This window comes from Rhizobium sp. WYCCWR 11146, assembly GCF_013591995.1.
Lineage (GTDB): Bacteria > Pseudomonadota > Alphaproteobacteria > Rhizobiales > Rhizobiaceae > Rhizobium > Rhizobium indicum.
Genome location: NZ_JACCEY010000009.1, coordinates 226,932 through 239,124 on the forward strand (window position 1 = coordinate 226,932; position 12,193 = coordinate 239,124).

Sequence of the window (12,193 nt, forward strand, 5' to 3'; positions counted from 1 at the left end):
TCGGCCCGCTTGAATATGAAGCTTTCGCAAATTTTTTGTTTGTCCAAATCCTTTGTTGCAAGTGCTTAGTAACGATGCATAAACTGTCGGCGGCGCAAGCGACAAATTGATTGAATCAGGCATAACATCCTGAAACCAAATTAAAATTGGCGAGACCTGACGATGAACACTGTTTCCAAGCCGATCATCCCCTCCCCCGCCCCTCGCAGTTCAAGGCCGGAAATTCTCGCTGAAGAAATTATCGAACGTCTGACCTACCGCATCGGCAAGGATGCCAAGGTGGCAAAGCCGCATGACTGGCTGACCGCGACGATCCTGGTGGTGCGCGACCGCATCATCGACAAGTGGATGGCTTCCACCCGCGAGGTTTATGCGACCGGCGCCAAGCGCGTCTATTATCTTTCTCTCGAATTCCTGATCGGCCGCCTGATGCGCGACGCCATCTCGAACCTCGGCCTGATGGAGGAGGTGCGCGATGCGCTCGCCTCGCTCGGCGTCGACGTCAACGTCATCGCCGGCCTGGAGCCGGATGCCGCACTCGGCAACGGCGGCCTCGGCCGACTGGCTGCCTGTTTCATGGAGAGCATGGCGACGGTCGAGGTTCCGGCCTATGGCTACGGCATCCGCTATGTCCACGGCCTCTTCCGCCAGCAGCTGGCCGACGGCTGGCAGGTGGAACTGCCGGAAAACTGGCTCGCCCACGGCAATCCCTGGGAATTCGAGCGCCGCGAAAGCGCCTATGAAATCGGCTTCGGCGGCGCCGTCGAATTCATCACCACCCATGACGACCAGCCGCGCTACGTCTGGAAACCGGCAGAGCGCGTCATCGCCGCCGCCTTCGACACGCCGGCCGTCGGCTGGCGCGGCAAACGTGTCAACACGCTGCGCCTCTGGTCGGCGCAGCCGATCGATCCGATCCTGCTCGATGCCTTCAACGCCGGCGATCACATCGGGGCGCTCCGCGAAAGCAACAAGGCTGAAAGCCTGACCCGGGTTCTCTATCCTGCCGACGCCACCCCGGCCGGCCAGGAACTGCGCCTGCGCCAGGAATTCTTCTTCTCGTCGGCCTCGCTGCAGGACATCCTGCGCCGCCACCTGCAGCAATATGACGATTTCACTTCGCTGCCGGACAAGGTGGCGATCCAGCTAAACGACACTCACCCCGCCGTCTCGGTCGCCGAACTCGTGCGTCTGCTCTGTGACGTACACGGGATGGATTTCGACCAGGCCTGGGACATCACCCGCCGCACCTTCTCCTACACCAACCACACGCTGCTGCCCGAAGCGCTGGAAAGCTGGGCGGTGCCGCTGTTCGAACGTCTGCTGCCCCGCCACATGCAGATCATCTATGCGATCAATGCCAAGATCCTGATCGACGCTCGCAAGGGCAAGAACTTCTCCGATGGGGAAATCCGCTCGATCTCGCTGATCGATGAAAGCGGCGACCGCCGCGTGCGCATGGGCAACCTCGCTTTCGTCGGCTCGCATTCGATCAACGGCGTCTCGGCCCTGCACACCGACCTGATGAAGGTCACGGTCTTCGCCGATCTGCACAAGCTCTATCCCGACCGCATCAACAACAAGACCAACGGCATCACGCCGCGCCGCTGGCTGCAGCAGTGCAATCCCGGCCTCACCGGCCTGATCCGCGAAGCGATCGGCGACGAATTCCTCGATGATGCCGAAAAGCTGCGTGCGCTCGACGTGCATTCCTCCGATCCGGCTTTCCAGCAGAAATTCGCAGCGATAAAGCGCGCCAACAAGGTGGCACTCTCCAACCTCGTCGCCAGCCGCATGGGCGTGAAGCTCGACCCGTCGGCGATGTTCGACATCCAGATCAAGCGCATCCACGAATACAAGCGCCAGCTGCTGAATATCATCGAGGCCGTCGCGCTCTACGACCAGATCCGCTCGCATCCCGAGCTCGACTGGGTGCCGCGCGTGAAACTCTTCGCCGGCAAGGCGGCGCCGAGTTATTACAATGCCAAGCTCATCATCAAGCTGATCAACGACGTCTCCCGCACGATCAACAACGACCCGTCGGTACGCGGCCTGCTGAAGATCGTCTTCGTCCCGAACTACAATGTCTCGCTCGCCGAAGTCATGGTTCCGGCCGCCGACCTCTCTGAGCAGATCTCGACCGCCGGCATGGAAGCATCCGGCACCGGCAACATGAAGTTCGGCCTCAATGGCGCACTGACGATTGGCACGCTCGATGGCGCCAATGTCGAGATGCGCGACAATGTCGGCGAGGACAACATCGTCATCTTCGGTCTCAAGGCCGACGAGGTCTCGAAAGTCCGCAGTGATGGCCACAATCCGCGCGCCATCATCGAGGGATCGCGCGAACTCGCCCAAGCGCTTGCCGCCATCGGCTCCGGCGTCTTCTCGCCCGATGACCGCAACCGCTATACGTCGCTGATCGACGGCATCTATTCGCACGACTGGTTCATGGTCGCGGCGGATTTCGACGCCTACGCCCAGGCCCAGCGCGAAGTCGACCAGATTTGGACCAACCAGTCCGCCTGGTACACCAAGACGATCAACAATACGGCGCGGATGGGCTGGTTCTCTTCCGACCGTACGATCAGACAATATGCAGACGAAATCTGGAGAGCCGGATGAAAACGCCGAAAACCGTCCCTGAAGTAAAGCTTTCCTGGGAAATTTCGGCAGATGAAATCACGGCAATCCTTGCCGGCTCGCATTCCAATCCCTTTGCCGTCCTCGGTGTGCACCAGGCGGGCGACGCTTTCGTCGCCCGGTGCTTCATCCCGGGCGCGGAGGAGGTGACCGCCATGACGCTCGACGGCGGCGTCATCGGCGAACTGAAGCAGCTCCATGCCGATGGCGTCTTCGCCGGTCCGGTTTCCCTCACCAAACTCCTGCCGGTGCGTTACCGCGCCCGGCGCGGCGATGCCGAATGGGCAGTCACCGATCCCTACAGCTTCGGTCCGGTGCTCGGACCGATGGACGATTATTTCGCCCGCCAGGGTTCGCACCTGCGCCTGTTCGACAAGATGGGCGCCCACCTCATCAAGCATGACGGCGCCCAGGGCATCCATTTCGCCGTCTGGGCGCCGAACGCACAGCGCGTCTCCGTCGTCGGTGATTTCAACAATTGGGACGGCCGGCGCCACGTGATGCGCTTCCGTGCCGATAGCGGCATCTGGGAAATCTTTGCCCCTGACGTACCGGTCGGCGTTGCCTACAAGTTCGAGATCCGCGGCCAGGACGGCGTATTGCTGCCGCTGAAGGCAGATCCCTTTGCGCGCCGCAGCGAGCTGCGACCGAAGACCGCCTCGGTCACCGCCGCCGAGCTGGAGCAGGAGTGGGAAGACGAGGCCCATCTGAAGCACTGGCGCGAGACCGACAAGCGCCGCCAGCCGATCTCGATCTACGAGGTGCATGCCGCCTCCTGGCAACGTCGGCAGGACGGCACGATGCTGTCCTGGGACGAGCTCGCCTCCAGCCTCATCCCCTATTGCGCCGACATGGGCTTCACCCATATCGAATTCCTGCCGATCACCGAGTACCCCTACGACCCCTCCTGGGGTTACCAGACGACCGGCCTCTACGCGCCGACCGCTCGTTTCGGCGAGCCGGAGGGTTTTGCCCGTTTCGTCAACGGCTGCCACAAGGTCGGCATCGGCGTCATCCTCGACTGGGTGCCAGCGCATTTCCCGACCGACGAACACGGCCTCGGCTGGTTCGACGGCACGGCACTCTACGAGCACGAAGACCCCCGCAAGGGCTTCCACCCGGACTGGAGCACGGCGATCTACAATTTCGGCCGTACCGAAGTTGTTTCCTATCTCGTCAACAACGCGCTCTACTGGGCCGAAAAATTCCACCTCGACGGTCTGCGTGTCGATGCCGTCGCCTCGATGCTCTACCTCGATTATTCGCGCAAGCACGGCGAATGGATCCCGAACGAATATGGCGGCAACGAAAACCTCGAAGCGGTCCGTTTTCTGCAGGATCTCAACATCCGCATCTACGGCAAAAATTCCAACGTCATGACCATCGCCGAGGAATCGACCTCCTGGCCGAAAGTCTCGCAACCCGTCCATGAAGGTGGCCTCGGCTTCGGCTTCAAGTGGAACATGGGCTTCATGCACGACACGCTGAGCTACATGAGCCGCGATCCCATCTATCGCGGGCACCATCACAACGAACTCACCTTCGGCCTGCTCTACGCCTATTCGGAAAATTTCGTGCTGCCGCTCTCGCATGACGAGGTTGTGCACGGAAAAGGCTCGCTGATCGCCAAGATGCCGGGCGACGACTGGCAGAAGTTCGCTAATCTGCGGGCCTACTACGCCTATATGTGGGGCTATCCCGGCAAGAAGCTGCTGTTCATGGGCCAGGAATTCGCCCAGTGGAGCGAGTGGAGCGAAGAGAAGGCACTCGACTGGAACCTGCTTCAATATCGTATGCACGAGGGCATGCGGCGCCTGGTGCGCGACCTTAATTTTACCTATCGCAGCAAGCCGGCGCTGCATGAGCGTGACTGCGAGGGCGAAGGTTTCGAATGGCTGGTCGCCGACGACCACCAGAATTCCGTCTTTGCCTGGCTGCGCAAGGCGCCGGGCCAGAAGCCGGTCGCCGTCATCACCAATTTCACCCCTGTCTATCGCGAGAATTACTCGATCCGCCTGCCGTCCGCAGGGCGCTGGCGGGAAATCTTGAATACCGATGCCGACATCTACGGCGGCAGCGGCAAGGGCAATGGCGGGCGCGTGCAGGCCGTCGATGCCGGCGGCAACATCACCTGCTCGATTACCTTGCCGCCCTTGGCGACAATCATGCTTGAACCTGAAAATTAGTGACTGGTGGGAGGAGAAAATGGTAGAAAAGCGCGTTCAGCCACTTGCCCGCGATGCAATGGCTTATGTTCTGGCGGGCGGTAGGGGAAGCCGTCTCAAGGAACTCACCGACCGGCGTGCCAAGCCGGCCGTCTATTTTGGCGGCAAGGCCCGCATCATCGATTTCGCCCTGTCGAACGCCCTGAATTCCGGCATCCGCCGCATCGGCGTCGCCACGCAATACAAGGCGCATTCGCTGATCCGCCACATGCAGCGCGGCTGGAACTTCTTCCGCCCCGAGCGCAACGAAAGCTTCGATATTCTGCCCGCCAGCCAGCGCGTCTCCGAGACGCAATGGTATGAGGGCACGGCCGACGCCGTCTATCAGAACATCGACATCATCCAGGATTACGGCGTCGAATACATGGTCATTCTTGCCGGCGATCACGTCTACAAGATGGACTATGAATGGATGCTGCAGCAGCACGTCGATTCCGGCGCCGACGTGACTATCGGCTGCCTGGAAGTGCCGCGCATGGAAGCGGTCGGCTTCGGCGTCATGCATGTCAACGAGAAGGACGAGATCATCGCCTTCGTCGAGAAACCGGCCGATCCGCCGCCCATTCCCGACAAGCCGGATTTCGCCCTCGCCTCGATGGGCATCTACGTCTTCCACACCAAGTTCCTGCTCGATGCGCTGCGCCGCGACGCCGCCGACCCGACCTCGAGCCGCGACTTTGGCAAGGACATCATCCCCTATATCGTCAAGAACGGTAAGGCGGTCGCCCACCGCTTCGCCAAGTCCTGCGTCCGTTCGGATTTCGAGCACGAACCCTACTGGCGCGACGTCGGCACGATCGACGCCTATTGGCAGGCCAATATCGACCTGACGGCGATCGTTCCGGAGCTCGACATCTACGACAAGTCCTGGCCGATCTGGACCTATGCCGAGATCACCCCGCCGGCGAAATTCGTCCATGACGACGAGGATCGACGCGGCTCGGCCACCTCCTCCGTTGTGTCAGGCGACTGCATCATCTCGGGCGCCATGCTCAACAACAGCCTGCTCTTCACAGGTGTCAGGGCCAACTCCTTCTCCAAGATGGAAGGGGCAGTCATCCTGCCGAACGTGAAGATCGGGCGACGCGCACAGCTCAAGAATGTGGTGATCGACCATGGCGTCGTCATTCCGGAAGGCCTGGTCGTCGGCGAGGATCCCGAGCTCGATGCCAAGCGCTTCCGACGGACGGAAAGCGGCATCTGCCTGATCACGCAACCGATGATCGACAAGCTGGATATCTGACTTATGAAAGTTCTTTCGGTTTCGTCCGAAGTCTTCCCTTTGATCAAGACAGGGGGTCTGGCCGATGTGTCCGGCGCCCTGCCCATTGCTCTGAAAGCCTTCGGAGTCGAGACCAAGACCCTTCTCCCCGGCTATCCTGCCGTCATGAAGGTCATTCGCGACGCCGTCGTCAGGCTCGAATTCCCCGACCTGCTCGGCGAGCGGGCGACCGTGCTCGAGGTCCAGCACGAGGGCCTCGATCTGCTCGTCCTCGATGCGCCGGCCTATTACGACAGGCCGGGCGGGCCCTATCTCGATCCGCTCGGCAAAGACTATCCCGACAACTGGCGTCGGTTCGCCGCTCTGTCGCTCGCCGCCTCCGAGATCGCCGCCGGCCTGCTGCCCGGCTGGCGGCCGGATCTCGTCCACACCCACGACTGGCAGGCGGCGCTGACGTCGGTCTATATGCGTTATTACCCGACGCCGGAACTGCCGAGCGTGCTGACCATCCACAACATTGCCTTCCAGGGCCAGTTCGGTTCCGAGATCTTTCCCGGCCTGCGCCTGCCTGCCCATGCCTTCGCCACCGAAAGCATCGAATATTATGGCACTATCGGCTTCCTCAAGGGCGGCCTCAAGACCGCGCATGCGATCACGACAGTCAGCCCCACCTATGCCGATGAGATCCTGACGTCGGAATTCGGCATGGGGCTCGAGGGCGTCATCGCCAGCCGCGTCGACGATCTGCACGGCATCGTCAACGGCATCGACACCGATATCTGGAACCCGGCGACCGATCCTGTCGTCCACACCCATTATGGCCAGACGACGCTGAAGAACCGCGAGGAGAACCGGCGCTCGATCGCCGAATTCTTCGGTCTCGACAATGACGACGCCCCGATCTTCTGCGTCATCAGCCGTCTCACCTGGCAGAAGGGAATGGATATCGTCGCCAACGTCGCCGATGAGATCGTCGCCATGGGCGGTAAGCTCGTCGTGCTCGGCTCCGGCGAAGCCGCCCTTGAAGGCGCGCTGCTCGCCTCCGCCAGCCGCCACCCCGGCCGCATCGGCGTTTCGATCGGTTATAACGAGCCGATGTCGCACCTGATGCAGGCCGGCTGCGATGCGATCATCATCCCCTCGCGCTTCGAACCCTGCGGCCTGACCCAGCTTTACGGCCTGCGTTACGGCTGCGTGCCGATCGTCGCCCGCACGGGCGGGTTGAACGACACCGTGATCGACGCCAATCACGCCGCACTTGCAGCAAAAGTCGCAACCGGCATACAATTTGCCCCCGTGACAGAAACAGGCATGCTACAGGCAATCCGCCGTGCGATGCATTTTTATCAGGACCGAAAGCTCTGGACCCAATTGCAAAAGCAGGGCATGAAATCGGATGTCTCCTGGGAGAAGAGCGCCGAACGCTACGCTGCCCTCTATTCAAGCCTCGTCTCGAAAGGCATGTGACCTAAAATGATCAAGTCCGTCCCCACCACGCCCTATCTGGACCAGAAGCCCGGCACGTCGGGCCTGCGCAAGAAGGTTCCGGTCTTCCAGCAGCCGAACTATGCGGAGAACTTCATCCAGTCGATCTTCGATTCGCTGGAAGGCTATCAGGGCAAGTGCCTCGTCATCGGCGGCGACGGACGCTACTACAATCGCGAAGTTATCCAGAAGGCGGTCAAGATGGCCGCGGCTAATGGTTTCGGCAAGGTCATGGTCGGCAAGGGCGGTATCCTGTCGACGCCGGCCGCTTCCCACATCATCCGCAAATACAAGGCTTTCGGCGGCATCATCCTCTCCGCCAGCCACAATCCCGGCGGCCCGACCGAAGACTTCGGCATCAAATACAACATCAACAATGGCGGCCCGGCGCCGGAAAAGATCACCGACGCGATCTATGCGCGCTCCAAGACGATCGACAGCTACAAGATCGCCGATTTCGCCGACGTCAATCTCGACCGCATCGGCAAGGACGAGCTTCCCGGCGGCACGATCCTCTCGGTCATCGACCCGGTCGAGGACTATGCCGCGCTGATGGAAGAGCTGTTCGATTTCGGTGCGATCCGCAATCTGATCAGCCTCGGCTTCCGCATTGCGTTCGATGGGATGAGCGCCGTCACCGGTCCCTATGCCAAGGAAATCTTCGAAAATCGTCTCGGCGCTCCCTCAGGTTCGGTGCGTAATTTCATGCCGCTGCCGGATTTCGGCGGCCATCATCCGGACCCGAACCCGGTGCACTGCAAGGAACTCTTCGATGAGATGATGGGCGATGACGCGCCCGATTTCGGCGCCGCTTCCGACGGCGACGGCGACCGCAACCTCATTATCGGCCGCGGCATCTTCGTCACGCCTTCCGACAGCCTGGCGATCCTTGCCGCCAACGCCAATCTCGCTCCCGGCTATTCCGGCGGCCTTGCCGGCATCGCCCGTTCGATGCCGACATCGGGTGCTGCCGACCGCGTCGCCGAAAAGCGCGGCATCGGCATGTATGAAACGCCGACCGGCTGGAAGTTCTTCGGCAACCTGCTCGACGCCGGCATGGCGACGATCTGCGGTGAGGAAAGCTCCGGCACGGGCTCCAGCCACGTCCGTGAAAAGGATGGCCTCTGGGCCGTGCTGCTATGGCTGAACATTCTTGCCGTGCGCGGCGAAAGCGTCGCCGATATCGTCACCCAGCACTGGCAGACCTACGGCCGCAATTATTATTCGCGCCATGATTACGAAGGCCTCGACACCGATGCGGCGAACGGCCTGGTGGACAATCTGCGCAGCCAGCTTCCCACTCTGCCCGGCAAGAGCTTCGGCAGCCTGAAGGTCGAGAAGGCCGACGACTTCGCCTACCACGATCCGATCGACAAATCGGTGAGCGAGCATCAAGGTGTCCGTGTGCTCTTCGAGGGCGGCTCCCGCGTCGTCTTCCGCCTGTCCGGCACCGGCACGTCTGGCGCAACCTTGCGTGTCTATATCGAGCGCTACGAGCCGGATTCGACTCGCCACAACATCGAAACGCAGGAAGCGCTCGCCGATCTGATCGCCGCCGCCGAAAGCATAGCCAACATTCGTGAACGCACGGGACGCGATGCGCCAACCGTGATCACCTGATCCGGGGGGAACATGCGGGGGAACAGTTCGGCGCAAGCCGGCGCGATCGTCTTCGAGACCGGCGTCGAATTTGCCGTGTGGTCGCATCATGCCGCCCAGATCGAACTCTGCCTCTTCGAGGATGACGGCAACAGGGAATTCGCGCGCCTGCCGATGGCGCGCGACAGCAACCACTTCCATCGCCTCTTTGTTGACGGACTGAAGGAGGGCGCGCGCTACGGCTATCGCGCCGACGGTATCTATGCGCCCGATAACGGCCTCTGGTACGATCCTTCCAAACTGCTGATCGATCCCTACGCCAAGGAGATCGACAGGCCGTTCCGCTACGATCCCCGCCTCGGCATCTATGGCGAGGACAGCCAGGATCTGATGCCGAAGGCGATCGTCACCACCGATACCCGAGCGGCGATCCGCAAACCGCTGTTCAAGCCGGGCGGCTTTATCTACGAGGTGGCGGTACGGCCCTTCACCATGCTCCATCCCGACGTCCCGGAGGCTGAGCGCGGCACGGTCGCAGCCCTTGCCCATCCCTCCGTCGTCGCGCATCTGAAGCGGATCGGCGTCGATGCCGTCGAACTGATGCCGATCACTGCCTGGATCGACGAACGCCATTTGCCGCCGCTCGGCCTCACCAACGGCTGGGGCTACAATCCCATCGCCTTCATGGCGCTCGATCCGCGGCTCGTCCCCGGCGGCATGACGGAGCTGCGCGAGACGGTCGCGGCCCTCCATGCCGAAGGCATCGCCGTCATCCTCGACCTCGTCTTCAACCATACCGGCGAGAGCGACCGTTACGGCGCGACGCTGTCGCTGCGTGGCCTCGACAACCTGCATTATTATCGCCACGCCCAGAATTGCCCGGGCGAACTCGTCAACGACACAGGCACCGGCAACACCCTCGCCTGCGATCATCCCGAGGTTCGCCGCCTCGTCATCGACAGCCTGCGCCATTTCGTGCTCAACGCCGGCGTCGACGGTTTTCGCTTCGATCTCGCCCCGGTGCTTGGCCGCACCGCGACGGGCTTCGAACGCGACGGAACACTGGCCGCGATCCTCTCCGACGATGTGCTTGCCGACCGGATCATGATTGCCGAACCCTGGGATATCGGCCCGGGTGGTTACCAGCTCGGCAATTTCCCGCCGCCCTTCCTTGAATGGAACGACCGGGTTCGCGACGACCTGCGCTGCTACTGGCGCGGCGACGATTGGAAGACCGGAGCGCTGGCAACCGCACTCGCAGGCTCCTCCGACATCTTCTCCCGCAACGACGGCAAGGAGACGCGCAGCGTTAATTTCCTCGCCGCCCATGACGGCTTCACGCTGATCGATCTCGTCTCCTATGCTGAAAAGCACAACGACGCCAACGGCGAACACAATCGCGACGGCCATAACGAGAACCACTCCTGGAACAACGGCGTCGAGGGGGAAACCGTCTATCCGACGATCCGGAAGCGTCGCCGGGACGATGTGATGGCGCTGATCTCAACGCTTTTTGCCACCCGCGGCAGCATCATGCTGACGGCGGGCGACGAGGGCGGCCGCAGCCAGCACGGCAACAACAACGCCTATTGCCAGGACAACGAGATCACCTGGCTGGACTGGAAAGCGTTGGACGGGGATCTCATCGCCCACACCGCCTTCGTTGCGGGGTTGCGTCGCCGCTTCACCGTCTTCTCCGAAACGGACTTCCTGTCAGGAAACGGCGATGTCGAATGGATTTCGCTCTCCGGCGAGCCGATGACCGTTGCCGAATGGGAGACGCCGTCGCTTTCCACCCTCGGCATGCTGTTATCGACCGGTGACCGCTCCTCTCGCGGCAGGCAGACCCGGCTCGGCGTGCTTTTCAATCGCTCGGGGAGCCGCCAATTTTTCACGCTGCCTTCTGAGGGCGAACCGGGCTGGCGCCAATTGACCCCTGATGGAGCAAATAAAACCGGTGGCCGCGCAACCGTCGAGCCGCGCTCGATTGCCTTTTTCGTAGAAAATTGACCGCCTCCCCTCCCTCGCGCAAATCCTTGTCGCAATCGTCACAAATGCACGATAAGGCTTTGCCGCGGCGGCTTGTTTCACGAGGAATTCATGGTCACGGAAATTTCACTCTCCGACGTGCGGGGATTGATCGGCATGGAAACGGGCCTTTCGGATTGGGTCACCGTCGACCAGACGATGATCGACGCCTTCGCGTCGGCGACCGACGACCATCAGTTCATCCACGTCGATCCTGAGCGCGCGGCGGCCGAGAGCCCGTTCGGCGGCACCATCGCCCACGGCTTCCTGACCCTGTCTCTGCTGTCGACGATGAACTACAATTGCCTGCCGAAAGTGCGCGAGCAGACCCTCGGCATCAACTACGGCTTCGATCGCGTCCGCTTCATGACGCCGGTGAAAAGCGGCGCCCGCGTCCGCGGCCGCTTCCTGCTTTCCGAAGCCCGCTTCCGCGGCGCCGGCATGCTGATGACCACCTATGACGTTACGATCGAGATCGAAAACGAGAAGAAACCGGCGCTGACGGCAAAATGGATCACCATCATCCAATTCGACCCGAAGGACCGTCCCGACGACGTCTGAGCAAAACGGCTTTTGTTACTCGGCCGAATTGAACACAGCTTCGAGGGCGTGTCCGTCGGGATCCATGACGAACGCCGCATAATAGTGCTCACCGTAATGAGACCGCAGGCCGGGACGGCCATTGTCGCTTCCTCCATGCGCGATTGCCGCCGCATAGAACCGATCGACCGCCTGGCGGTTCGGCGCGGCAAACGCCAGATGAAAACCCGGCCCGTGCGCACGCTGACCGTCCGGGCGATGCTTGATCGCCAGTTTGTCCCCGCCGCCGGGAGGACCGTAGCCGACTGCCTGCCCTGTTTGCCCCGGCCTGATATCGTCCCAGACCCTGATATAACCGAGCGCAGCAAGGGCAGCATCATAAAATGCCGCCGACCGCTCGATGTCGGAAACGCCGAGGGAGGCATGGTGCAGCATTCGCTTACCCCTTGAA

8 protein-coding genes are annotated in these 12,193 nt (G+C 61.7%); 7 read left to right on the forward strand and 1 reads right to left on the reverse strand.

Features of this window, described 5'->3' with window-relative positions; genetic code table 11:
- Positions 1 to 162 precede the first annotated feature (162 nt).
- From HX899_RS05415 to HX899_RS05445, 7 genes are all read left to right on the forward strand, one after another.
- On the forward strand, positions 163 to 2,625 hold the full coding sequence (locus HX899_RS05415; RefSeq protein WP_003542904.1) for a glycogen/starch/alpha-glucan phosphorylase: 2,463 nt from the start codon (positions 163 to 165) through the stop codon (positions 2,623 to 2,625).
- Positions 2,622 to 4,829 (forward strand): 1,4-alpha-glucan branching protein GlgB, encoded by a 2,208-nt coding sequence (gene glgB, locus HX899_RS05420; protein ID WP_181291792.1) that lies wholly within the window; start codon positions 2,622 to 2,624, stop codon positions 4,827 to 4,829. Before HX899_RS05415 ends, glgB begins: the two co-directional genes overlap by 4 nt.
- A gap of 19 nt (positions 4,830 to 4,848) precedes the next feature.
- The gene (glgC, locus tag HX899_RS05425; RefSeq protein WP_020051642.1) at positions 4,849 to 6,111 is read left to right on the forward strand and encodes a glucose-1-phosphate adenylyltransferase; all 1,263 of its coding nucleotides are present in this window, start codon (positions 4,849 to 4,851) and stop codon (positions 6,109 to 6,111) included.
- 3 nt (positions 6,112 to 6,114) lie between these two features.
- Positions 6,115 to 7,557, forward strand: a complete 1,443-nt coding sequence (gene glgA, locus HX899_RS05430; RefSeq protein WP_181291793.1) for a glycogen synthase GlgA — start codon at positions 6,115 to 6,117, stop codon at positions 7,555 to 7,557.
- A gap of 6 nt (positions 7,558 to 7,563) precedes the next feature.
- Complete coding sequence (locus HX899_RS05435) at positions 7,564 to 9,195, forward strand: alpha-D-glucose phosphate-specific phosphoglucomutase (protein ID WP_181291794.1); 1,632 nt, start codon at positions 7,564 to 7,566, stop codon at positions 9,193 to 9,195.
- A gap of 12 nt (positions 9,196 to 9,207) precedes the next feature.
- Positions 9,208 to 11,184 (forward strand): glycogen debranching protein GlgX, encoded by a 1,977-nt coding sequence (gene glgX, locus HX899_RS05440; protein ID WP_138333327.1) that lies wholly within the window; start codon positions 9,208 to 9,210, stop codon positions 11,182 to 11,184.
- Positions 11,185 to 11,274: 90 nt separating this feature from the next.
- A complete protein-coding gene (locus HX899_RS05445; RefSeq protein ID WP_011653528.1) occupies positions 11,275 to 11,763 on the forward strand; it encodes a MaoC family dehydratase in 489 nt (162 codons plus the stop codon).
- Positions 11,764 to 11,778: 15 nt separating this feature from the next.
- Here HX899_RS05445 and HX899_RS05450 read toward each other — a convergent pair whose 3' ends face one another.
- Positions 11,779 to 12,177, reverse strand: coding sequence for a VOC family protein (locus HX899_RS05450; protein WP_138333325.1), 399 nt, complete (start codon positions 12,175 to 12,177; stop codon positions 11,779 to 11,781).
- Between the last annotated feature and the right edge of the window lie 16 nt (positions 12,178 to 12,193).